Genomic DNA, 23,966 nt, shown 5'->3' with positions numbered 1-23,966 from the left:
AGATCTTTCAGACGGCATGGTTTCAGGATTTTTTCCTTACGGCCGCATTGAGCAGGCAGCCTAAGGCAAAGCAGGTTAAAGAGGGAATAATCCAACCCAGTCCTATGCTGTATAGGGGAAGGGCTTTGTCGATGGCTTTTGCTGCCGTTTCGCTGAAACCGAAGGCGGTTTTGTATGCATCGAGCAGGCCGACCGCCAGTGCAGGCATCATGGTGCAGAAATAGACGATGCGGCTGCTGCCGAACAGCCTGTCGGTCAGTGCCAGCAGGATGAGTACGATGGTCAGCGGATAAAGCAGCATGAGTATGGGGACGGAAATCTGCAGGATGGCTGACAGACCCTTGTTTGCCAAGACAATGGAAACCAGCGTATTGATGATGACGAAGGTTTTGTAGGAAATGCCCGGACAGAGGCGGTTGAAATATTCGGCGCATGAGGTAACCAGGCCGACAGCGGTGGTCAGGCAGGCAAGCAGTACGATAACGCCCAGCAGCAGGTTGCCGCCCAGTCCGAAATAGTATTGTGCCGATTTCGACAATACCAGCGCACCGTTTTCCTGCAAACCGATTCCCGCCACACTGGTCGCCCCCATATAGCCTATCAGCAGGTAAACCGCAGCAAGGCAGCCTGCAGCCATCAGGCCTGATATGGCGGTGGTTTTCAGCAGGTCCGAACGGTTGTCGACACCCATGGCGCGGACGGCGTCGATAACGATAATGGCAAAGACGAGCGAGGCGAGGGCGTCCATCGTGCCGTAGCCTTCCAAAATGCCTTTAATCATCGGGCGGACGGCAAAATCACCTTGTGCGGCAAGCGGTGCGCCGATGGGGTTGAGTGCGGCATAACCGACCAATACGGCGATGGTCAGCAGGAGTGCGGGCGTCAGGATTTTTCCGATGCGGTCAACCAATTTGCCCGGAGACATCGAAAGCCAGTAAGTCAGCCCGAAAAAAAACAGGCTGAATACTGCCTGAGCCATATTCGGGGAAAGATTGCCGATCAACGGTAAAACGGCGATTTCAAAGGAAACCGTCGCCGTCCGAGGCATGGCGAACAGTGGGCCGATAGCAAGGTAGAGGGAGGCGGCAAACGCTATGCCGTACCAGGGCGCGACACGCGAGGCGAGTGCTTCGACATCACGGGAACCCGAGTAGCCGATGGCGATTACGCCCAATAGCGGCAAGCCAGCACCGGTCAATAGGAAGCCGGGCATAGAAATCAGCCAGTTTTCTCCTGCCTGTTGGCCGAGATACGCTGGATAGATGAGGTTGCCTGCGCCGAAAAACAGGGCAAACAGCATGAGTCCGACCGCCCATAATGAGGCTTGGTTTTGTTTGCTTGTCATCATGTTCCTTTTTAAATAGGTCAATCCGGTGTTTCTGTCCCGATCGTGCCGTCTGAATGCGCCCCTTCATGATTGAGGCTGATTCGGATTTCTCCGAAACCGTCTTCCTGTACGATTCCGACCAATCCTTCTTTGGCAAGCTCCAACAGTGCGATGAAGTTAACGACCACGTAAGCTACACCCTGTTCGGGATTGAACAGATCGTGAAACCTGCATATTCCGTGTCCGTTCAAACGGCGCAGGATTGCCGTCATTTGCGCTCGCACGGAGATGGTTTCTTTGATCACTTCGTGGCTGCGCGTATGTTTTGCCCGAGACAAAATACTCAGCCACGCTTGAGTCAAGTCGGTAATATAGACTTCGGGCAGCTTGGCTTCGACGGCAATTTCCAGAGGCAGGTACGTCCATGCGAAATCCCGGCCCGCACGAGGGAGTGCATCCAACTCTTGTGCCGCCAGCTTCATCTGTTCATAAGCCAACAGGCGGCGCACCAGCTCGGCACGCGGGTCGGCCTCGCCTTCCTCGATTTCCTCGGGGCGCGGCAGCAGCAGGCGGGATTTGATTTCAACCAGCATAGCCGCCATAAGCAGGTATTCCGCCGCCAAATCAAACTGATATGCTTCCATTTGGGCAATATAGTGCAGATACTGTTCGGTAATCTTCACCATCGGAATATCGAGAACATCGATATTCTGTTTGCGGATCAGATACAGCAGTAGATCCAAAGGGCCTTGGAAGCTGCCCAATACGACTTTCAATGCATCGGGCGGAATAAACAAATCCTGGGGCAAATCGGTAACGGGTTGACCGAATACCCATGCGACAGTGTGCTCGGATGGTGCGGATGGGGCAGGGATGGGCGGCATGGCGTGAATCGAATAATGCATTTTAATATAAGTTAACAAAAGAAAACAATCCGCCGGCATTCACGCGTAATGTGGTCGGGCAGATGTTCAGACGGCATTTTATTTTTTGCCTGCGATGTGTTCCACCGCCGCCTGTGTGCAATATAGCCCGAACGAAGCGGTAACGAGCATGCTTGCACCGTAGCCCGCGCATGACAACCCCTGCGGTGCGGCATCTGCCGAACAAGCCTCCCCAGACTGCGGCGGCACGATATTTTCGGTCGAATACACGCAAGGCACGCGCATTTTTGCTTTCGTATCGCGGCTGAATCCGTAGCGTTTCCGTAAGGTATAGCGCAGGTTGGCAAGCAAAGGGTCATGGGTGGTGCGGCTTAAGTCGGCGGTTTGAATCAGGGCGGGATTTTTCTGTCCGCCTGCGCCGCCGCTGATGATAAAAGGCTGCCGGTTTTTCACAAAATAAGCAGCCATTGCCGCTTTGACGCGGACTTGGTCGATCGCGTCGATGACGAAATCAAAACCCTTGTCAAACAGGGTTTCGATATTGTCTTCGCTGACAAAATCCTCAATTTCAAATACTTGGCATTCTGGGTTGATTTGGGCGACGCGTTCGCGCAAGGCGGTAACTTTCGCCTTGCCGAAGTCGTCGGTCAGGGCGTGCAGCTGGCGGTTGACATTGGATTCGGCGACATTGTCCAAATCAATCAGGGTTAAATGTCCGATGCCCGTCCTTGCCAAAGCTTCGACGGCCCAAGAGCCGACTCCGCCTACGCCGACCACGCAAACGTGAGCGCGGGCAAAGTGTGAGAGAGCTCCATCTCCGTAGAGCCGTGCAATGCCTCCGAAGCGTCGCGAAGAAGTCAAATCGGTATCGGACATGGTCAAATCCAGGGGAAGTCGGAAATAAATAAACAGAAGACGGCAGAACTGTCCGTCCGAGCCGCACATTATACTGGAAAGCGGGTGCGCTGTTGTATAAAACCTGACGGCGGGTCTATAATGAAACGGCGCAGACTGCCTTTGCGCAAACCTGAAGAGACGGCACCGTGAGACGGTGCAAAAGGAGAATACGATATGTACAAACATCTGGTCGTTGCCGTTGACGGCAGTGAAACTTCCATCAATGCCCTGAAACATGCCGCCGAACTTGCAGGGGTCAACAGCGCGCGCCTGACTTTGGTGCACGTTGCCAATCCTGCCGAATATATGGCGCTTGCCCCTGAATTTCTGCAACACGAGAGTTACGAGGCAGCCGCCATTGCACAAGGTAACGAGGTTTTGGATAATGCCGAGCGGAGTGCCCGCGAACTGGGGGTTGGAAATACGGTCAAACATCTCTTGGTGGCGAATAAAGGCGCGCGCGAAATGGCACAGGATTTGGTCGATTATGCCGATGAAAACGGTGCCGACCTGCTGGTGTTGGGTACGCACGGACGTACCGGGCTGATGCACCTTTTGATGGGCAGTTTTGCCGAAACGGTAATGCGCCAAAGCCACCTGCCGCTTTTGATTATCCGCAGCAAAGCCGAAGAGGCGTAGAAATTTTCAGTTTGAAGGCCTTAAATGTGATTTTTCATATTTAAGGCTTTTTAATTTATCTGTTTTTAACGGGAGGGCAGTATGCCTGATTACATCCGCACCTCACGCGCCGCCGACAGCCTGCGCGATATCAAAATCACCCCTCATTTCCTGCCGCATACGGACGGTTCGTGTCTTATTGAATGCGGTAATACCAAAGTTATCTGTACTGCTTCCGTAGATGAAAATGTCCCACCGTTTTTGCGCGGTAAAAACCAAGGCTGGGTAACGGCAGAATACGGGATGCTGCCTGCATCCACCGCTTCCCGGATGCGCCGCGAAGCTTCGGCGGGCAAACAGTCCGGGCGTACTCAGGAAATCCAGCGCCTTATCGGACGGTCGCTGCGCGCGGTCGTGGATATGGAAAAACTCGGCGAACGCCAAATCCTGATTGACTGCGACGTGATTCAGGCAGACGGCGGTACGCGTACGGCATCCATTACCGGCGCATTTGTGGCACTGCACATTGCCGTCGGAAAGCTGATTTCAGACGGCATTTTGAGTGAAAACCCCATCCGCGAAGCCGTTGCCGCCATATCCGCCGGCATAGTCGGCGGAGTGCCGCTTTTAGATTTGGATTATCCTGAAGATTCCGGTTGCGACAGTGATGTGAATATCGTTATGACCGCATCGGGGAAAATCATCGAAATACAGGGGACGGCAGAAGGCGCGCCATTCAGTTTGGAAGAATTGGGCAAACTGATCGGACTGGCCGAACAAGGCATAAGAGAGCTGGTGCGATATCAGCAAAATGCATTGTCCGTTGCTTAATTATTGTCCGTATGCCGTCTGAAAACCGTTCAGACGGCATTTTGTCGGCAATGTGAAACAACAGGCATTTGCAGGGTAGGTTTCGGAAAGGGTCGGAGAAATCTTTGCCTGTTCTTGAACTCTGTATAAAAAATAGTAATAATAAGCCCTTTTCCAGCAAACCATGCTGCCCGACCAACCCTACACAAGAAAGCACGAAACATGGCGTTAATCGTACATAAATACGGCGGCACATCCGTAGGCTCGCCCGAACGCATTAAAAACGTAGCCAAACGTGTCGCTAAAGCCCGCGCCGAAGGACACGATATCGTCGTCGTCGTATCCGCCATGAGCGGCGAAACCAACCGTCTGGTTGCGTTGGCGCACGAAATGCAGGAGCATCCCGATCCGCGCGAGCTGGACGTCGTCTTAGCTACCGGCGAACAAGTAACCATCGGCCTTTTGGCAATGGCATTGAAGGATATCGGTGTGGATGCCAAAAGCTACACAGGCTGGCAGGTCGCCCTTAAAACCGATACCGCCCACACTAAAGCCCGCATCGAAAGCATTGATGACGAAAAAATGCGCGCCGACCTCGCCGATGGCAAAGTCGTCATCGTTGCCGGCTTCCAAGGCATCAGCAGTGAAGGCAATATTTCCACGCTCGGACGCGGTGGTTCCGACACTTCCGCCGTTGCGCTCGCCGCAGCCCTCAAAGCGGACGAATGCCAAATCTATACCGATGTAGACGGCGTTTACACCACCGACCCCCGCGTCGTACCCGAAGCGTGCCGCATGGATACGGTTACATTTGAAGAAATGATCGAACTGGCCAGCCTCGGTTCGAAAGTTTTGCAAATCCGTTCAGTAGAATTCGCCGGAAAATACAAAGTGCGCCTGCGCGTACTGAGCAGCCTGCAAGACGGCGGCAACGGCACCTTAATTACCTTTGAAGAGGACGACAACATGGAAAGAGCTGCCGTAACCGGTATCGCATTCGATAAAAACCAAGCCCGCATCAACGTGCGCGGTGTGCCCGACAAGCCCGGCGTCGCCTATCAGATTTTGGGCGCGGTCGCCGATGCCAACATCGAAGTCGATATGATTATCCAAAATGTCGGCAGCGAAGGCACAACCGATTTTTCTTTCACCGTACCGCGCGGCGATTACAAACAGACTTTGGAAATCCTGTCGGAACGTCAAGACAGTATCGGCGCGGCCTCTATCGACGGAGACGACACCGTGTGCAAAGTTTCCGCAGTCGGTTTGGGTATGCGTTCGCATGTCGGCGTAGCCGCCAAAATCTTCCGTACCCTTGCAGAAGAAGGCATCAACATCCAAATGATTTCAACTTCTGAAATCAAAGTTTCCGTATTGATTGATGAAAAATATATGGAACTGGCAACCAGGGTATTGCATAAAGCCTTTGATTTGGGCTGATTGCCTGAGTCGGTGTCTAATTAGCAACGGCACAGCCTTTATCGGGCTGTGCCGTTTTGTATGCCGTCTGAACGTTCAGACGGCATATTTTGATTCGCCGGACGGATAAAACCCTTTCCGCTTTTAAAACTTGTAGCTCATCGTTATCAAAAAGGTGCGTCCGCGTGCAAAATTGGTCAATACGCTTTGGCTTGTGCCACCATATTTGCCGTTGCACAACGTTTTATCATCATTACACGTTACGTCTTCGTCCTTGTCTTTCGGGTCGAACGAGCTGTAATAACGCTGCGTTGCCGCATCATTGCCCGCATCGAGCGGGTCAATATAACGCCTGTCGAACAGATTTTTGACTTCGGCGCGGAAAATAAGGTTTTTCTTTGGTTCGTAAGCGGCGTAAAAATCAAAAATCAAAGGCTGCCGGGCAAGGGTTTCAGTCTGCTTGATGGTGCGTTTGCCTAGTTGTCGAACATTGCTGGTATTTCCCCCGTTGGTGCCGTCGATATAGCGTTCTTCTGCTGTAGCGCGGATGCTCTTGCCGAAATAGCGCATTGCACCGCCTAAAGTCAGTTTGTTGCCCAACCAGCGCGTACCGACTTCCAAACGTCCATAATCTCGCGGCAGAGCGGAAACTCTGCTCAACCCATAACCTTGTTTGAGTTGGTCTTCTTTGGAGGCATTGTTGGGTGACTCGCTCGCATCACTGAAGTTGGTCGGTTGCGTGCTTTTTTGATAGGCGTAAGAAAGGTTGGTAAAAAAACGTCCATAATCGTAATTCAGCTCCAACTCAAAACCGTGTTTGTGTACTTTGTCTTTGAAATTGCGGTGTTGGATGGTGTAGGCAAGTCTCGTGCTGTCAACCCAGCTCGGGATATCACCATTCAAGTCCCACCATTTCCCGTAAACGTTGTGGATGTAGTTGTCAATGCGACTGCGGTAGCCGACCAGTTTTAATCCTAATATATCATCTTGTTTTAAAAATCCTTTTTTATAGGTATTAAAGCCAAATTGCCAAGTGTTTGCGCGCTCTGGTTTTAGGTCGGTGTTAACGCCGGAGTCGCTGATTTGGGAAAAATACATTTCTTGGATGTTGGGCATACGGTGTGTGCGCGAATAGCCGGCAAATGGCATGAAATAATCGCCGAAGTCTGCACTAATGCTGACCGAATGGTTGTTGGCGCGCTTTTTGCCGTATTTTTTCAATACGGGTTCATAAAGCTCGCAGCTCGGATTGCAATGTTCCCTGTATATCGGCGAGTTTTCTCCGAATGTCTGCTTAAATTCGTCTTCCGAGCCGTAATAGCCTGTATATTCGCCGCCGAAACGGTAGTTGATTGTATTGGTGCTGTAGTTTAAGCGGTAAATGTCTTTTTTGAGCGCGGCATCAAAGTAGAAAGTGTTGAAATATTGGCTGCCGGCCGGTTGGACAATAGTTGATTTTTGAGGCAACAGTCCTTTATCGCCCTTAAACCGCCCCAAATAGGAATAAAGGCCGCTGTCCTGGTCGGGGCCGTCGAAAAATAGGCCTAATTCTTCAGGGAAGCGGTTTTTGCTGTATTTGTTGTTGAAATAATTGAAACCCAAAGTGGTTTTCAACTCGGTTTCACGGGGCAGTTGGAAGGAGGAAGTATTATTGAGGTCAAGGATTTTTGCATTGTTGTTGGTTTCAAAATCCTTTAAAAGTCCCCAGCCTGTAAACTTCGACCCTTTCGGATATCTCTGTCTGCCCGAATTATACGCGGCGGTCAGATTGAGGTTGGCATATGGGTTTAAAGATAAACCGTAATTGAACTGATAATTGCGGTTGATGATTTTCCGGCTGCCGATTTTGGTGTTTAAATCGCGAAATTGAGCAGTCCATTTGTTGGACAGCCCGTCGTATTCCAATTTAAACAGATTGCCTGCCGACTGCTGTGTCAGGCTTGACGGATCGATGGGGGTGATGTCGTATTGCGGCGCCAGGTCTTCCCGCCAGCTTTTATCATGGTCTTCGATGTATTTTTGCAGTTCTTGAGGGTCTTCGTATTTTTTATACCACTTGGTTCCCCAGTATTGCCTTTGTAAATCCCGCTCCCATTTTCCGCTGTCGGAATTGAATTTCAAACCACCCTCTTGTACAAAATATTGCTGTTTGCGCCGTTCCAGATATTCTTCACCAAAATTTCCGATGTGCTGCCCACCGCCGCCCACCCGGTAATTTTGAGCCACGCTATGCCTGCTGTGTCCGTAAATCAAGCCGACAGATGCTCCGCTTTCCAGCCATTTGCGCGCACCTATCGTTGCCATTGCATTGCCTTTGTTTGAGTTGGTTCCGGTCAGACCTTTTAGCACCAGTCCGTAGGTATTGTCGCCCTGTACGACGTCATCCACGCTTAAAGTCCGCAGGTTCGCCGAACCGGCAAGGCTGTTGATGCCTGCCGAGCCGCTGAAGCTGCCTTTGACGACATCCATGCCGGCAATAAAATTGGTATCAACAGATGCGCCGAATTGCGAAGAACCGCCAGCCCTACCTGCATCGGTCGAAGTCGAATAAAAGGTCTGCGTGATACCGTCCACCATCGTATTGACCCGTCCGAACCCGCTGTCGCCGCGAATATTCAGAGACACAATGCCCGAGCTTTTATCTTGCTGTGTAAACGCACCGGGTATGCTGCGGACGATGGCATCGAGGTTTTCGCTGGATTTGAATATATCCTGACGGGTCGATACGGCACGTGCATCGGTGAATACCTTTTTGTCTTTCGGTACGCGCTTTGCCTTGACGTGCACATCTTCCAAAACCTGTATCTGCGCCTCGCTGCCCGCGCGCCCTGCATCTTCTGCATAACTATGATGATATAACATAACACTCATAAGATAAAAACAAATCGGCTTCAACCGGAAAGAAGATCTCATATTTTCCTCAAATGTAATCAAATAAATTTGCCATGATATCACTTTTCAATATAAATAAACATCAGAATGATGAAGAAAAGTTGGAATAAAGATAAATATTGATGCTATTTGTATTTAAAATGATGAGTTTTGTTTGTTTTCAAATGCAGATCCGAGTTTTCTAAATGGTAATCCGATGCAAAATAAGGTTTGCCGGCTGTTGTAAAATGCCGATGCGGTCAAACTGTACAGAAGCAGCAGAAGCGGGTTTAAAAGGATAATGGCAGGGCAATGCGGCTTTATGGCTTGAACGGAGCGTATATCCATTCCCCAGGTTTTAAATCCAAATCAAATAGTTTCAGTCTGCCGCTGGCTACTCTGATCAAGCGCAGGCAGGGGTATCCTGCTTTGGCAGTCATGCGTCTGACTTGGCGGTTTTTTCCCTCAGAGATGGTGATTTCTATCCAAAAATCGGGGACGGTTTTGCGGACGCGTATCGGAGGGATACGCTCCCATAACGGATCTGTTTCTTCGTGTTTCAAGATGCGGACGGTTGCCGGACGGGTAACGAAATCGCCTAAGTCTATTCCTTTTCTTAACCTTTCCAACCGGGTTTCGTCGGGTACGCCCTCCAGTTGAGCCCAGTAGGTTTTGGGGTGTTTGAATTTGGGGTCGGTAATTTTTGCCTGAAGCCAGCCGTCGTCGGTCAGCAGTAGCAGCCCTTCGCTATCGGTATCCAGCCTGCCTGCAGGGTAGAAACCGGGAAGATCGATAAAGTCTTTCAGGCTTTTGTGTTTTTCGTGTGGTGAAAATTGGCAGATAACGCCATAGGGTTTATTAAAGATGATGAGGTTTTTCATGGTTGGTCTATAGGGGCTTGATGCCGGATATTGTAGCCGTTTGCCTTTTGGTGTGGAACTTCAAGATAAAATGCCGTCTGAAATTGGTTTCAGACGGCATTTGTTTTCAAGCAGGTTTAACAGCAGCGTCCGCCGTTTGCACCGCAGCGGCGTTTGCGGCAGTAGTCTTGAAATTGCAGCTCGGTCATGACGGGGGCGTTGGGATTATGTTTGCGTTGTTGCGCAACGTAGTTTTCATAATCGGGCACGCCTGCCATGAGGTTGGCGGTCAGTTTGGCGGTTTCCCACCAAGCAGCGAGTTTACGCTTCACCTTGTGCCTCCGGTTGTTTGCCGTCACGGTACACTGCCGGGATTTCTTTGGCGGTTGGCCAGCCGACTTTGCGTGCTTTCATGGCGGTACGTACGCCGTAGATGGCAACGATGACGACGACTAAGAGGAACAATGCGGTCAGACCGGCATTAATTTGGTCGTTGAAGATGATTTGCGACATTTCGCCGATGTCTTTAGCGGGTGCAAGGACTTCGTTTTTAGCCAATGCGTCGCTGTATTTGCCGGCATGGGCGAGGAAGCTGACGCGCGGGTCGTTGTGGAACAGTTTTTGCAGACCGGCGTAGCAGGTTACAAACAGTACGCCGACGGCAGGAACGAGTGCCACCCAGACATAACGGTCACGTTTCATCTTAATCAACACAACGGCACACATAATCAAGGCTACGCCTGCCAGCATTTGGTTGGCGATGCCGAACAAAGGCCAGAGCGAGTTGATGCCGCCCAACGGATCGGTCACGCCGGTGTAGAGGAAGTAGCCCCACAATGCCACGGCGAAGAAGGTCGCAATCAGGTTGGCAGGGATGGAGTCGGTGTTGCCGAAAGGTTTGTAGAAGATACTGCCCAAGTCTTGAATCATGAAGCGTGCGACGCGCGTGCCGGCATCGACGGCAGTCAGGATGAACAAGGCCTCAAACAACAGGGCGAAGTGATACCAGAATGCCATCATGGCTTCGCCCGGAATCAGACGGCTCATAATGTGTGCCATACCGACTGCGAGGGTAGGTGCACCGCCTGCACGGGAAAGGATAGTGTTTTCGCCGACTTCTTTAGCGGTGTGCAACAGGGTTGCGGCATCGACAGGGAATTGCAGCTTGGTGGTAATCACTTCGGCGGCGGTATTGGCATCTGTACCGATCAGGGCGGCTGGGCTGTTCATAGCGAAGTACACGCCGGGATCAAGCGATGCGGCGGCGGCAAGCGCCATAATGGCTACAAAACTTTCCATCAACATACCGCCGTAACCGATCATACGGACGTGGGTTTCGTTTTCCAGCATTTTCGGCGTAGTACCGGAAGAAATCAGCGCGTGGAAGCCTGAAACCGCACCACAGGCGATGGTGATGAAGAGGAATGGGAACAATGCGCCTGAGAATACAGGGCCGGAACCGTCGATAAAGTGAGTCATGGCAGGCATTTGCAGCGCAGGACCTACGATGAGGATACCGATGGCAAGTGCGACAATCGTACCGATTTTCAGGAAGGTAGAGAGATAGTCGCGCGGAGTCAGCAAGAGCCATACCGGCAATACGGAAGCCACGAAACCGTAAATCATAATCGCCCAGGTGAGCTGGATGCCGTCAAGGTCAAACCAGTGACCGATGGAGCTTTGCGCCACATTGTCGCCGTAAATTACGGCCAGCATCAGCAGGATAAAGCCGACGATGGAAATCTCACCGATTTTGCCCGGACGGATATAGCGGGTGTAAATACCCATAAACAGCGCAATCGGCATAGTTGCTGCAATGGTAAACGTACCCCAAGGGCTGTGAACCAGTGCTTTCACCACAATCAGCGCCAACACCGCCATGATGATGACCATAATCATCAAAATACCGATGGACGCAATCACACCCGGCACGGTGCCGAGTTCTTGTTTGACGATATCACCCAAAGACTTACCGTCGCGGCGCATGGAGACGAATAAAACCATCATGTCTTGTACCGCACCGGCGAACACTACGCCGAAGATAATCCACAGCGTACCCGGCAGATAACCCATTTGCGCAGCCAGTACGGGGCCGACCAAGGGACCTGCGCCCGCAATCGCGGCAAAGTGGTGTCCGAACAATACGCCTTTGTGTGTCGGCACATAGTCCAAACCGTCATTGTGCCGCTCGGCGGGCGTGAGGCGGTTCGGATCAAGCTGCATCACATATTTGGCGATGTAGAGACTGTAAAAACGGTAAGCGATGCAGTACACCGATACGGCGGCGGTGACCATCCATACCGCGCTGACCTGCTCGCCCCGACTGAGGGCTAAAGTGGTAAAGGACGCTACGCCGACCAAAACCACAATACCCCAAATGAGGAACGTTTTGAGTGATTTCATGGAATTAATCCTTATCTCATACTGTCGGGATATGTCGGAGCGGACAGGTAACGGTTGGCTACCCGTAATCCGATGCCGACACAAACCGGAGTTTGACTGATTGATAAAGTGGCCGAGACAGTGGGTTTAGCAGAGCACCTATTCTTACCTTCGCGTAAAAACGGAACGGGAAGATATGTGCAAAACCACTGAACAGCGTGGGTAATTTTAACGCAAGTTGACACTGTGATAATAGTTTTTACCTGCTATTTGAGGGAATTTTACATTTCTGCCGGAGTGACGGGAGGGAGATTGCATATTCGGAAGGCATAGGCAGACAGAATGGTAATATCAGAATGTTAAAGATGGATTATATAATCTGTATATTCATGGACTTTGGGTAAATTCGAGTTATCCGGCTTGTGCAGAAGGGGATCTGTTTATAGTATGGTACAGCCGTCGGTAAGGAATCAGGGCGGTTAATTTATATTTTGTTTCTTATTGAGGAGTTTTCATGAATATCAAATTCTTTACACCGGCCGTATCGGTTTTACTTCTTGCTGCTTGTGCCGCACCTGAAATTCATCATCATGGCAGATACGATTCTATGCAGCCTGTTCAACATACGGTTACTCAGGTTTCGGATGGGGTATTCTCATGTGAGAACGGTTTGTCCGTACATGTCCGTCAGCTAGGCAGCGGAAAGGTTGAATTACGTTTGGATGACAAACGTGCTGTTTTGTCTTCCGCCGTTGCTGCATCAGGTGAACGTTATACTTCAGAAAACGGTCTGTTCGGACATGGGGCCGAGTGGCATCAGAAAGGTGGCGAAGCCTTCTTCGGCTTTGCAGATGCGTACGGCAATGTTGTTGAAACCTCCTGCCGTATCCGTTAAACGGAACAAATGGTTCGGGTTGCCGTCCGATTGTGTCGGACGGTTTTCTATTTTATGCCGTCTGGGGCGGATATTTCAGACAGCATGGAAGGGTTTGCAGTTTTCGGGGATGAAAATGATGATTTCTGCAAAAGGTATATTGCTTCATCAAACGGATATCCAAAGTCGGCAACCCTGTATATAAGGAAACGAAATGTATGATTTTTCATATCTGATTGCGCATCCCGATATTTCCCTTTCCCCGGTTTCAGACGGCATCAAAGTCGATAATCCGGCAACGGGCGAGACTTTGGCGTTTGTCCGCACAACCCGTTCAAACGGCCTCAAGTTGTTGATTCAAAAGGCGGCGGCAGCGCAAAAATTATGGGCGGCAAAAACTGCGTTAGAACGCGCCGATGTGTTGTGGCGTTGGTATTTTTTGATAAAGGAAAACAAAGAAGCACTGGCGCGTCTCATGACGATGGAGCAGGGCAAAAGCCTGACCGAGTCGCGCGGTGAGATTGATTATGCGGCTTCGTTTGTGCGTTGGTTTGCCGAAGAGGCGCGGCGGATTGACGGCGATGTGCTGACGAGTGTGAAAGCATCGCAAAAACTGGTTGTGTTGAAACAGCCTATCGGTGTTACTGCCGCAATTACACCGTGGAACTTCCCATCTGCGATGATTGCACGTAAGGCTGCGCCTGCTTTGGCGGTGGGCTGCGCGATGATAGTCAAACCTGCATCGCTCACGCCTTTGAGTGCGTATGCGTTGGCCGTGCTGGCTTATGAAGCGGGTGTGCCGCAGGATTTGTTGCCTGTTGTCAGCGGTAGTGCTTCGGAAATCAGCCATGAATTTGCCACGAATCCGACTGTGCGCAAAATCAGCTTTACCGGCTCAACCGAAGTAGGTGCGAAAATTTTTGCCGATAGCGCGGCAGATATTAAAAAACTTAGCTTAGAACTGGGCGGCAATGCGCCGTTTATCGTGTTTGACGATGCCGATTTAGACAAAGCCGTCGAGGGTGCGCTCGCCAGCAAGTTCCGTAACAGCGGTCAGACCTGCGTCTGCACCAACCGCGTTTACGCTCAATCCGGCATTTACGACGAATTTTGCCGCAAATTAAGTGAAAAAGTGGCGGCGCTCAAATTGGGCAACGGCTTGGATGAAGGCGTCAACCAAGGGCCATTGATTGAGGAAAAAGCGGTAGAAAAAGTTGAGCAACATATTGCCGACGCATTGGCTAAAGGCGCAAGTTGCCTGACCGGCGGCAAACGCAGCGCATTGGGCGGAACGTTTTTTGAGCCGACTGTTTTAAGCGGCGTTACGGCGCAAATGGCGGTAGCTCACGAGGAAACCTTCGGGCCTTTGTGTCCAGTGTTCCGTTTTGAAACCGAAGCCGAAGTCATCGCAGCCGCCAACGATACGGAATACGGTTTGGCGGCCTACCTCTTCACCTCCAATACCGCCCGCCAATGGCGCGTCGGCGAAGCCTTGGAATACGGCATGGTCGGCATCAATACGGGCTTAATCAGTAATGAAGTAGCACCGTTTGGCGGCGTGAAACGTAGCGGTTTGGGACGTGAAGGCAGCAAATACGGTGCGGACGAATATCTAGAATTGAAATATTTGTGTATTGATGTCGGGTGACGGATGCCGTCTGAACGGCAGGTTTTCAGACGGTGCCGCATTTTAAGGAGTCTTTATCTGTTGTACAATGCGCCCTGTTTTTACGGTTATTTTTGATTTGAATTAAGATATGATGGAAAACGGAAAAACAGTCTCGAGATGGCGTTTTGCCTTGAAAAGTGCGGGCTGGCACCTCTTAATCAGCCTATCGGTTGCAGGGCTGGCAGCATTGCTGGTTTTTAAGGTTTGGTATCCTTATCCTTATGCCGAGCTGACGGGAGGGCTGTCGCTTTATAAGCTGGTGGTGGCTGTCGATATTGTATGCGGACCCCTGTTGACGCTGATATTGGCCAGTCCGAAAAAGAAAATCAAAGAGCGTGTGGTTGATTTCTCTTTGATCGGTATGATTCAGTTTGCAGCATTGGTGTACGGTTTGCACAGTGTTTCTTTGGCACGTCCTGTGATAGAGGCTTTTGAAAAAGACAGGATTAATATTGTTACCGCCGCCGAAGTGGTGGTTGAGGATTTGCACAATGCGCCGGAAGGGCTACGGAGCCTGTCGTTGTCCGGTATCCGACGGGTTGCGCTGAAAGAACCTGCCGATGCGGATGAGCAAAACAAATCATTGGAGTTGTCGTTGCAGGGCATAGAGCCGAGCATGCGTCCGGATCAGTGGCTGCCTTATTCCGACCAAGAGGCGGAGAGGATACGTAAGGCGATGAAACCTCTGAAAAAACTGGCTTATGCAAGAAAGACCACGGTCGCCCATATCTTGAAACAGGCAGGTATTTCTGAAGATAAAGACTGGTATTACCTGCCTTTTACCAGTAGCAGGCAGAAAGATTGGATTGTGGTGATGGACAAGCAGGGAAATGCTCAAGGTTATGCGCCGATAGACGGTTTTATTTCCAAGTAGCTTCCCATGCCGTCTGAATCCGATTCAGACGGCATGGCTTGCTTTGCCGTTGCATATATGAGATGTTAAACTGTGTGTCCCGTTTTTACGGAAGGTATGCGTATATATGAAATACTGCGGGCAGGGCGGCTGTTCCGTCTGCTGTTTTTTGCGTATGCAGTTTGTTCAGGCAGCTTGAACGTTTCAGGCTGCCTTTCTGCGTTGGAACATTAAGGAATACAAAAATCATGGATTTCAGTTGGTTGGCAGAACCGCATACTTGGATAGGTTTTGCCACACTTTTGGTCTTGGAAGTTGTCCTTGGGATAGACAATCTGGTATTTGTGGCGATTTTGGCAAATAAGGTCAAACCCGCAAAGCGGGATCGTGCACGGATTACCGGCCTGGGGTTGGCAGTCGTTATCCGCATCATCATGCTTGCCTTTATGGCACATATCATCACGCTAACCCGGCCTCTGTTTCAAGTCGGCAGCCTTTCTGTTTCCGGCAAGGACATGATTATGTTTGCCGGCGGCATTTTTCTGCTGTACAAAGCCACAACCGAATTGCATGAACGCCTTGAAGGGCATAACCGTTTCACCGTTGCCGACAGCCAGAAAAAACATGCGCCGTTTTGGGGCGTGGTCGTACAAATCCTGATACTGGATGCCGTATTTTCCATTGATTCGGTCATTACTGCGGTGGCGATGGTTGACCATATCGTCGTGGCGATGGGTGCGGTGGTTGTTGCGATGGCTGTAATGATTTCCGCCAGCAAACTCTTGACCGAATTTGTCGACAGACACCCTACGGTCGTGATGCTTTGCCTTGGTTTTTTGTTGATGATCGGTTTCAGTCTCATTGCAGAAGCGTTCCATTTTCATATCCCTAAAGGTTATCTTTATGCCGCTATCGGTTTTTCCATCCTGATAGAACTGTTTAACCAGATTTCACAGAGGAACAGCCGTAAGAACGACTATATCAGCAGCTCTTGGCGCAAACGGACTGCTGAAAATGTCTTGGGTATGATGGGTATACGCGAGAGCGTGCTGGCCAAGGCGGGTAATGAAGCCGAAGACGACGCCCATTTTGAAGAAAACGAAAAATCGATGATACGCAGTGTTTTAACGCTTGCCGAGCGTCCGATTCCGGGCATCATGATTCCTCGGCGCGACATCGAGCGTCTGGATATTTCCCAAAGCCGGGAAGAACAGTATGCCCAACTGCAAAATACGCCTTACAGTCGCCTGCTTGTTGTCGGTAAGGCGGGTGTTGACGAGCCGTTGGGTTATGTCAATAAAAAAGACCTGCTTGCCCAACTGCTCGAAACAGGGGAACTTAACATTCAGACGGCATTGCGCCAACCGCTCGTATTGCCAGACAGTACCACTGCGCTGGGGGCAATCGAGCTCTTTAGGCAAAGCAGTGCGGATTACGCCCTCATCGTAGACGAGTTTGGTGCGGTATTGGGTATGGCAACCATGAAAGACCTGCTTGAAACCATTGCCGGCGATTTCCCTGAAGAATTCGAACGGGAAGAAGAGCCGTCCGTTCAAGAAAATCCCGACGAAAGCCTGACGGTGGAAGGTTCGTTAGAATATGTCGAACTTGCCCCTCAACTTAATTTGCCGCAGCAGGAGGAAGATGCCGATTTCCATACGGTTGCAGGGTTGATTATGGAAGAGCTGCAAAATATTCCCGATGTCGGAGATTTTGCCGATTTTCACGGTTGGCGGTTTGAAGTGGTCGAGAAGGAAGGACAGCGCATCGAACGGGTCAGGATTACCAAACTCTCCGAAGAATGATTCAGGATAAGAAATGAATGTTTTGATTTCCAATGACGACGGCTATCTTTCTGAAGGCATTGCCATTTTGGCGCGTGTAACGGCAGAATTCGCCAATGTCAGGGTGGTTGCGCCGGAGCGCGACAGAAGCGGTGTCAGCAATTCGCTGACGTTGGATCGGCCTTTGGAGGTGAAGCAGGCGCAAAACGGCTTTTACTATGTCAACGGTACGCCGACCGACTGTATCCATGTCGGTCAGTCCGCCTTGTCTGACTTCAAGCAGGATGTCGTGTTTTCAGGCATCAACCGTGGCGCAAATATGGGGGATGACACGCTTTATTCGGGAACGGTGGCTGCGGCAACCGAAGCCTATCTGATGGGTATTCCCGCATTGGCTTTTTCCTTGAATGACAGTTCGGGACGCTATTGGGAAACCGCAGAGAAGGCTGTGTGGGCGGTGTTGGCGCATTTTTTCAAGAATCCGCCTTCCTCACCGGTTTTATGGAATATCAATATTCCTGCCGTCGCCCCGGATGAAATCAGGGGAATTAAGATTACCCGTTTGGGCAGGCGGCATCACGAGCAGAGTATTGTGCCGTCGCGAAATCCGCGTGGTGAGCAGATTTACTGGATAGGTCCGGTCGGCAGGATTTCCGATAATGAAGAGGGAACGGATTTCGGAGAATGCGCGGCAGGCTTTATCAGCATAACGCCGCTGCAAATTGACCTGACCGCTTATTCGGAGATGGCGGATACGGCGGCTTTTTGGCATGTGGACTAAGCCTTTCTTCAAAGGCGGATGGGCTTTGCGCTTGAGAAGAACGCGCATTTTTATTATGATATAGTGCATTCAGGCTATATATCGGAACATGAAGGTTATCTTATGTTGAAACAAACGACACTTTTGGCAGCTTGTGCCTCCGTTGCCGCACTGTTGGGCGGTTGTGCCACCCAACAGCCTGCCCCCGTCATTGCAGGAAATTCAGGAATGCAGGCTGTACAGTCTGCGGCGGTCTACAACAACCCTTATGGCGCAACGCCGTACAGTCCTGCTCCTGCCAACGATGCACCTTATGTGCCGCCGGTGCAAAGTACGCCGGTTTATACGCCTCCTGCTTATGTGCCGCCTTCTCCGGCGGTTTCGGGTGCATATATTCCTTCTTATGCACCTGTCGACATCAATGCGGCGACGCACACGGTCGTGCGCGGTGATACGGTATACAATATTTCCAAACGCTATCATGTTTCCCAAGAAGATTTCCGCGCATGGAACGGGATGGCGGATAATACGCTTAGCATCGGTCAGGTCGTAAAGGTCAAACCGGCAGGATATACCGCACCGAAAACCGCCGTCGCAGAAAGTAGGCCTGCCGCACAAGTCGCTGCACAGCCGACAGTGAAGCCTGCTGCGCAACCTGTCGTACAAACAGCGACGCAACCTACTGCTCCTGTTGTAGAAAATAAAGCAGTTTCTGCTCCTGCGCCAGCTGTTTCACAGGCTTCTGCCTCTTCGTCATCCGGTACGCGTTTGGTCGGCGGCATTGTTTGGCAGCGTCCGACGCAAGGCAAAGTGATTGCCGATTTCGGAGGCAGCAACAAGGGTGTTGATATTGCAGGAAATGCGGGACAGCCTGTTTTGGCGGCGGCAGACGGCAAAGTAGTTTATGCAGGTTCCGGTTTGAGGGGGTATGGAAACCTGGTTATCGTTCAGCATAATTCTTCTTTCCTGACCGCATACGGACACAATCAAAAGTTGCTGGTCGGAGAGGGTCAGCAGGTTAAACGCGGGCAGCAGGTTGCCTTGATGGGCAATACCGATGCTTCAAGAACACAGCTTCATTTCGAGGTTCGGCAAAACGGTAAGCCGGTTAACCCGAACAGCTATATCCCGTTCTGACTTTCTGTTTGAAATCAGGCTAAAAATGCCGTCTGAAAGCTTTTCAGACGGCATTTTATTTAAGGATAGTTTGGGTTGACGGCGATAACCGGCCTATATGCCTGTTTCGGATGCCGCCGTCAGCAGCCGCAGGACATGTCTTCAGAGGCTTGCAGGCTGATGTTTTTACGTTTTTTGGCTTTTTCGTAGCGGCAGCGTTGACGGTCGGTCAGGATTTCCAGTGGCGGTACGGGAACGGGTTTGCCGTCTTTGACTGCAACCATGGTGAAGTAGCAGCTGTTGGTATGGCGGATTTCTCCCGTACGGATGTTTTGTGCTTCGACACGGATGCCAATTTCCATAGAGGTACGCCCCGTGTAGTTTACGCTGGCGTAGAAAGTAACCAGGTCACCGACATGGATGGGTTCTTTAAACAGGACTTTGTCTACTGAAAGGGTTACGCAATAGTTGCCGCTGTAACGGCTGGCACAGGAATAGGCAACCTGGTCGAGCAGGCGCAAGAGTTCGCCACCATGTACGTTGCCGCTGAAATTGGCGGTGTCCGGCATCATCAGTTCGGACATAATGAGTTCGTGGGAAGGCAGTTGGCGTTGTTGTGTCATAGTGTACCTGTTTTAAGAAAGGGTATTTTGAAATGGGTGCGGAAAAATTTTAGGGAATGGGAAAGTGGAATTCAAGCTAAAAAAAGCTATGATGGGATAGCCTGCCGAAATGGGCTGCCGATGCCGTCTGAAGGTTTCAGACGGCATTTTGTTTAGGAAAGCCAAAAACGGAAGACTAGGAAAAACACAAGTGCCAATACGGCGGCCCAAACGACGAGCATGAATCCGGCAACTGCCTGACCCATACGGTAAACCGGGTTTTTGCGTTCATCTTCAAGAAGCGGGTTGTGATTTTTCTCGGATTGTTCGGACATTTTATTCTCAATCGGAAAAGTTGGAAATGGAGGTAAGGTTACGCCGTCATGCAAAAAGATTCAAGGATTCAGTTCAGCAGTCTTCCTCCCAGCCGTCATCCCAGGCATGTTTCAATGCCGTCTGAACGGTATCGGCATCAAAACCGCGATAGGCGAGGAAGCGTGCCTGTTTTTGTTTTTCTTTAAGGTCGGCGGCCGGATGTTTGAATTTTTTACGCAACACGTCCATGGCGGTCTGTTTTTCGCTCAACCTGTCCGGAAGCAGCTTTCGGCTTGTCTCTTCGTCTATGCCCTGTTGAGCCAGGGCCTGTTTCAGGCGCAGGGAGCCGTGTTTACGGCTTTTGCTGTGGATATAGGCTTCTGCATAGCGTAAATCCGACTGCCAGTTGCGTTCGGAAAATTCGTTCAAGACGTTTTCCAACTCTTCTTCGCTTTCGGCATGGGGAGCGAGCTTGCGCTTCAGCCCGAGACGGCTGACTTCCTGACGGGACAGGATGTCCATCGCTCGGGCTCGGAGTGATTTTTGCGCTTTCATGAGGCAGTTTCAGTATGCGGCGGCATTTAAACGATATAGGGGCGGATTCCTACGTCGCCTGAATGCGTTGTTTATTCTTCTTTATTTTTCTGCGGTTGCAGGTTTTCGTAAATTTCGGGCAGCGAGCCGATAATCCAGTCGGGACGGGTCGCATCATCTTGCGAGAGCAGCGTCATGTCTCCGTAACCGAAGGTAACGCCGACACTCAGACAGCCGGCGGCTTTGGCGGCAATGATGTCGTTGCGCGAGTCGCCGACCATAAGCATATTGGCGGCATCAATTCCTAAAACTTCGGCAGCGTGTTGAAGCGGCAGGGGGCTGGGTTTTTTTTCGCGCAGGCTGTCTCCGCCGAGTATCAGGCTGAAATAGTCGGCAAGTCCGAGCTGCTTCAACAGTTCGGCGGCAAGGATTTCGTTTTTGTTGGTAATGATTACCAGCGGGATGCCCAAAGATTTGAGCAATGCCAACCCGGCTTCAGTTTCGGGGTAGGCGCGTGTGAAGACGCTTAAATGGTCGCGGTAGTATTCCATATAGGATACAAAACCTTTTTCCCACAGTTCGGGATCGGCTTCGCGGTCTCGGTCGTTGGTTAAAACACGGTGAACCAGTTTGCCGATGCCGTCGCCGACGTAGCTTTCTACCACTTTGGCAGGCAGCGGTTTCATACCGAGGTGTTCCAACATGGCTTCTGCTGCTGCGGCAAGGTCGGGAACGGAATCGCACAGTGTGCCGTCCAAGTCAAAGGCAACGGCCTGGACGTGTTCGATGGCAGCGTTCATAGTTTGGCTTTCTGTAGATTGCAAGAGTTTATTTTAACATTGTTTGAGCCGGGGTGCGATGTATGGATTGTTAACAATCATAATGGACCTCAATGGTGATGATGGGTAGTCGGCTCATTGCTTAGACGGGGTGGCTGGCAGGTTTGCAATATATCGATTAAATTTTTAAAAAATAAAAAGATTTCTATATTTTTATTTAATTGGACATTCTATTTCAAGATGAAAAACCACTTTTTAGTGGCAGTGTCCGGCTTTTTTTCATGCAGCATGGAAAAGAAAATCATATATAGATTAATTAAATCCCTCGGTTTGGACTACATGCTATTACATTTTGTTTGGAAATTGGTTATAGTTATAGCTGTGATGGCTGAAAATCTTTTTGTGAAAGGAAGCAAAATGTCTCATGCTGCTGTAAAAGAAACCCTCAATCCGTTTGAAATCGCCCGCAAACAGGTGAAAACCGCCTGTGATCAACTGAAAACCGACCCGACTGTTTATGAAATCCTGAAAAGTCCGAAGCGCGTTTTGGAAGTTACCTTTCCTGTCAAACTCGACAATGGCACGGTTAAAACCTTTACCGGCTACCGTTCGCAACACAACAACGCCGTCGGCCCCTATAAAGGCGGCGTGCGCTTCCATCCTGGTGTGAATTTGGACGAAGTCAAAGCACTGTCAATTTGGATGACTATTAAATGCTGCGTGGCCGGTATTCCTTACGGCGGCGGCAAAGGTGGCATTACCTTGGATCCGCGCGATTATTCCGAAGCGGAACTGGAACGCATCGCACGCGCTTATTCCGAAGCCATTTCTCCGCTGATTGGCGAGAAAATCGACATTCCTGCACCTGATGTGAACACCAACGGCAAAATCATGTCTTGGATGGTTGATGCCTATGAAAACGTGGTGAAACATTCCGCACCGGGCGTGTTTACCGGTAAACCGGTTGAGTTCGGCGGCTCTTTGGCGCGTACCGAAGCTACCGGTTACGGCGTGAACCTCGCTGCCGTCCAAGCTTTGGAAAAACTGGGCAAAGATGTGAAGGGTGCCACTTACGCCATTCAAGGCTTCGGTAATGTCGGCTACCACACAGGCTATTACGCACATCAATCCGGCGCGAAAGTCGTTGCCGTATCTACTGTTGACGTTGCTATCTACAATGAAAACGGTTTGGATATGGAAGCTCTGTTTAAAGAGTTCCAAGAAAAAGGCTTCATTACCAATGAAGCGGGCTACGGCAAAGAAATTACCAACGCCGAACTTTTGGCTTTGGATGTGGACGTACTCGCCCCTTGCGCATTGGAAAACCAACTGACTTCCGAAAACGCCGGCAAAGTCCGTGCGAAAATCGTGGTTGAAGGCGCAAACGGCCCGACTACTCCTGAAGCCGACGTTATCCTGCGTCAAAACGGCGTATTGGTTGTTCCTGATATTTTGGCAAACTGCGGCGGAGTGGTGGTATCTTATTTTGAATGGGTACAAAATCTGCAAGGCTACTACTGGGAATTTGACGAAGTTCAAGAGAAAGAAACCGTTGTCCTGCGCCGTGCGTTCCGCGATATTTGGAACTTGGCTCAAGAATACGATGTCGACCTGCGTACCGCTTCTTACATGATGAGTATCCGTCGTGTTGAAAAAGCGATGAAACTGCGCGGCTGGTATTGATGTTTGAATGAAGGATGCCGTCTGAAACCATTTCAGACGGCATTTTTGTTTGGACGGAATTAATGGTGCGAATGGCCGATTTGGAAGGTTAAAGTCGAGTAGTTCGCCTGTTTTTGGCACACAGTTTGATCGGGGAAGTCGACTTTGTGTTCGATACTGGCTTTCCAGAAGCCTTGGCGCAGCGGGATAATGTCTACTTCGCCTTTGTCGTCTGTGCTGTCGGAGAATGCCTGTGCTTCGGTTTTGTGCGTTTTGCTGCGGTCGCTGGTGTCGAAGCCGTCAAAGGTTGCCGTTAAGGTTGCATTGGGCAGCGGTTCGCCGTTAAAGAGTACGCGTACTTTAAACCGTTCGCTGACATGGATATTGGCAGGATTGTCCAGCGGGACGATTTCAAGGTTTTGTCCGACCTGCTTGGTGATAACGGCGGTATCTGCGCTTTCATGGCCGACGTTGACAATGTTTTTACCGAACATACGGGTTTGCTCGCAATAATCCGCATCAGGCATTTCTTTGATGTTTGCCTGTTTCCAGCCTGCTTTGTTTTTTGACCAGAAAGTAGGCTGATATTCGGCGATGACGAGGTAGCTGCCGTCTTTGACGGGGCGGTTGCTTCGGTACTGGTAGTTGTATGTGCCGCGTTGAATCATGTTTTCCTTACCTTTTTCGGTAACCAGCTGCATCGGTTTGCTGAAGATATGCTGGCGGTCACGCGCGATGGGTTCCAATTCGGGAAACTCGCCGTAACCTAATTCTGCTTCAAGGTATTCGCCGCCATGTGTGTGGGCGGTTTCAACCCAGACGCGGTGGGCGTGTGCGGATGTGGCAAATAGTGCGGATGCGGCAAGCAGCATTAATGTCTTCTTCATGATAAGTCCTCATATCAGGATGGGTTTAGAATAATGTTATAATATAACACATTATAATTATAT

At 50.6% G+C, this 23,966-nt stretch carries 22 protein-coding genes; 10 read left to right on the top strand and 12 right to left on the bottom strand.

Translation table 11 applies throughout. The annotated features are described in order from the left end of the window. Window positions 1–22 precede the first annotated feature (22 nt). The 3 genes from brnQ to DQM57_RS05135 form a co-directional block, all read right to left on the bottom strand. On the bottom strand, window positions 23–1,348 hold the full coding sequence (brnQ, locus tag DQM57_RS05145; RefSeq protein ID WP_111727185.1) for a branched-chain amino acid transport system II carrier protein: 1,326 nt from the start codon (window positions 1,346–1,348) through the stop codon (window positions 23–25). Window positions 1,349–1,365: 17 nt separating this feature from the next. Continuing rightward, window positions 1,366–2,211 (bottom strand): segregation and condensation protein A, encoded by an 846-nt coding sequence (locus DQM57_RS05140; protein ID WP_111727660.1) that lies wholly within the window; start codon window positions 2,209–2,211, stop codon window positions 1,366–1,368. 99 nt (window positions 2,212–2,310) lie between these two features. After that, the gene (locus tag DQM57_RS05135; protein WP_111727658.1) at window positions 2,311–3,087 is read right to left on the bottom strand and encodes a tRNA threonylcarbamoyladenosine dehydratase; all 777 of its coding nucleotides are present in this window, start codon (window positions 3,085–3,087) and stop codon (window positions 2,311–2,313) included. A 195-nt stretch (window positions 3,088–3,282) separates the two neighbouring features. Between DQM57_RS05135 and DQM57_RS05130 the strand changes: the two genes are divergently transcribed. From DQM57_RS05130 to DQM57_RS05120, 3 genes are all read left to right on the top strand, one after another. Then, a complete protein-coding gene (locus tag DQM57_RS05130; RefSeq protein WP_003674753.1) occupies window positions 3,283–3,747 on the top strand; it encodes a universal stress protein in 465 nt (154 codons plus the stop codon). Window positions 3,748–3,828: 81 nt separating this feature from the next. Beyond that, a complete protein-coding gene (gene rph, locus DQM57_RS05125; protein WP_111727184.1) occupies window positions 3,829–4,557 on the top strand; it encodes a ribonuclease PH in 729 nt (242 codons plus the stop codon). Between the two features lie 201 nt (window positions 4,558–4,758). After that, window positions 4,759–5,976 (top strand): aspartate kinase, encoded by a 1,218-nt coding sequence (locus DQM57_RS05120; RefSeq protein ID WP_111727183.1) that lies wholly within the window; start codon window positions 4,759–4,761, stop codon window positions 5,974–5,976. Between the two features lie 123 nt (window positions 5,977–6,099). On the opposite strand, the gene DQM57_RS05115 is transcribed toward DQM57_RS05120, so the two are convergent. The 4 genes from DQM57_RS05115 to DQM57_RS05100 all read right to left on the bottom strand — a co-directional run bounded on the left by DQM57_RS05115 (window position 6,100) and on the right by DQM57_RS05100 (window position 12,089). Then, window positions 6,100–8,868 (bottom strand): TonB-dependent receptor domain-containing protein, encoded by a 2,769-nt coding sequence (locus DQM57_RS05115; RefSeq protein ID WP_111727182.1) that lies wholly within the window; start codon window positions 8,866–8,868, stop codon window positions 6,100–6,102. Window positions 8,869–9,146: 278 nt separating this feature from the next. Continuing rightward, window positions 9,147–9,707 (bottom strand): rRNA large subunit pseudouridine synthase E, encoded by a 561-nt coding sequence (locus DQM57_RS05110; protein ID WP_111727181.1) that lies wholly within the window; start codon window positions 9,705–9,707, stop codon window positions 9,147–9,149. Window positions 9,708–9,823: 116 nt separating this feature from the next. Further along, window positions 9,824–10,018: a YbdD/YjiX family protein gene (locus DQM57_RS05105; protein ID WP_039853870.1), complete on the bottom strand. Its 195-nt coding sequence runs from the start codon at window positions 10,016–10,018 to the stop codon at window positions 9,824–9,826. Continuing rightward, window positions 10,008–12,089: a carbon starvation CstA family protein gene (locus DQM57_RS05100; protein WP_111727180.1), complete on the bottom strand. Its 2,082-nt coding sequence runs from the start codon at window positions 12,087–12,089 to the stop codon at window positions 10,008–10,010. Before DQM57_RS05100 ends, DQM57_RS05105 begins: the two co-directional genes overlap by 11 nt. A gap of 493 nt (window positions 12,090–12,582) precedes the next feature. Here DQM57_RS05100 and DQM57_RS05095 point away from each other — a divergent pair, with 493 nt between their 5' ends. The 6 genes from DQM57_RS05095 (at window position 12,583) to DQM57_RS05070 (ending at window position 19,145) form a co-directional block, all read left to right on the top strand. After that, entirely contained in the window at window positions 12,583–12,963 is a 381-nt protein-coding gene (locus DQM57_RS05095; RefSeq protein WP_111727179.1) for an MliC family protein, read from the top strand. Window positions 12,964–13,156: 193 nt separating this feature from the next. After that, a complete protein-coding gene (locus DQM57_RS05090; RefSeq protein ID WP_111727178.1) occupies window positions 13,157–14,590 on the top strand; it encodes an NAD-dependent succinate-semialdehyde dehydrogenase in 1,434 nt (477 codons plus the stop codon). A 109-nt stretch (window positions 14,591–14,699) separates the two neighbouring features. Further along, window positions 14,700–15,485 carry a fimb protein gene (locus DQM57_RS05085; protein WP_111727177.1) on the top strand — a complete coding sequence of 262 codons (786 nt, stop codon included), beginning with the start codon at window positions 14,700–14,702 and terminating at the stop codon, window positions 15,483–15,485. A 227-nt stretch (window positions 15,486–15,712) separates the two neighbouring features. Next, a complete protein-coding gene (locus tag DQM57_RS05080) occupies window positions 15,713–17,269 on the top strand; it encodes a TerC family protein (RefSeq protein ID WP_003674714.1) in 1,557 nt (518 codons plus the stop codon). Window positions 17,270–17,282: 13 nt separating this feature from the next. Further along, on the top strand, window positions 17,283–18,029 hold the full coding sequence (gene surE / locus DQM57_RS05075; protein ID WP_111727176.1) for a 5'/3'-nucleotidase SurE: 747 nt from the start codon (window positions 17,283–17,285) through the stop codon (window positions 18,027–18,029). Between the two features lie 102 nt (window positions 18,030–18,131). After that, on the top strand, window positions 18,132–19,145 hold the full coding sequence (locus DQM57_RS05070) for a peptidoglycan DD-metalloendopeptidase family protein (RefSeq protein ID WP_111727657.1): 1,014 nt from the start codon (window positions 18,132–18,134) through the stop codon (window positions 19,143–19,145). Window positions 19,146–19,264: 119 nt separating this feature from the next. Here the strand turns inward: DQM57_RS05070 and DQM57_RS05065 are convergent, their stop codons facing one another. The 4 genes from DQM57_RS05065 to DQM57_RS05045 form a co-directional block, all read right to left on the bottom strand. Next, a complete protein-coding gene (locus DQM57_RS05065) occupies window positions 19,265–19,747 on the bottom strand; it encodes an acyl-CoA thioesterase (RefSeq protein ID WP_003674703.1) in 483 nt (160 codons plus the stop codon). A gap of 152 nt (window positions 19,748–19,899) precedes the next feature. Next, window positions 19,900–20,061, bottom strand: coding sequence for a hypothetical protein (locus DQM57_RS05055; protein WP_003674702.1), 162 nt, complete (start codon window positions 20,059–20,061; stop codon window positions 19,900–19,902). Between the two features lie 73 nt (window positions 20,062–20,134). Continuing rightward, window positions 20,135–20,596: a recombination regulator RecX gene (recX, locus tag DQM57_RS05050; protein ID WP_003674699.1), complete on the bottom strand. Its 462-nt coding sequence runs from the start codon at window positions 20,594–20,596 to the stop codon at window positions 20,135–20,137. A gap of 71 nt (window positions 20,597–20,667) precedes the next feature. Beyond that, window positions 20,668–21,375, bottom strand: a complete 708-nt coding sequence (locus DQM57_RS05045; RefSeq protein ID WP_111727175.1) for a phosphoglycolate phosphatase — start codon at window positions 21,373–21,375, stop codon at window positions 20,668–20,670. A gap of 396 nt (window positions 21,376–21,771) precedes the next feature. Here DQM57_RS05045 and DQM57_RS05040 point away from each other — a divergent pair, with 396 nt between their 5' ends. Further along, window positions 21,772–23,037 carry a Glu/Leu/Phe/Val family dehydrogenase gene (locus DQM57_RS05040; RefSeq protein ID WP_111727655.1) on the top strand — a complete coding sequence of 422 codons (1,266 nt, stop codon included), beginning with the start codon at window positions 21,772–21,774 and terminating at the stop codon, window positions 23,035–23,037. Between the two features lie 59 nt (window positions 23,038–23,096). Here DQM57_RS05040 and DQM57_RS05035 read toward each other — a convergent pair whose 3' ends face one another. Beyond that, on the bottom strand, window positions 23,097–23,903 hold the full coding sequence (locus tag DQM57_RS05035; protein WP_111727174.1) for a DUF4198 domain-containing protein: 807 nt from the start codon (window positions 23,901–23,903) through the stop codon (window positions 23,097–23,099). Between the last annotated feature and the right edge of the window lie 63 nt (window positions 23,904–23,966).

Origin of the sequence: Neisseria cinerea, from assembly GCF_900475315.1 — a bacterium.
Taxonomy (GTDB): Bacteria; Pseudomonadota; Gammaproteobacteria; order Burkholderiales; family Neisseriaceae; genus Neisseria; species Neisseria cinerea.
Note: the sequence above shows the minus strand (reverse complement) of the source record. Positions and strands in the feature narration are given on the sequence as shown.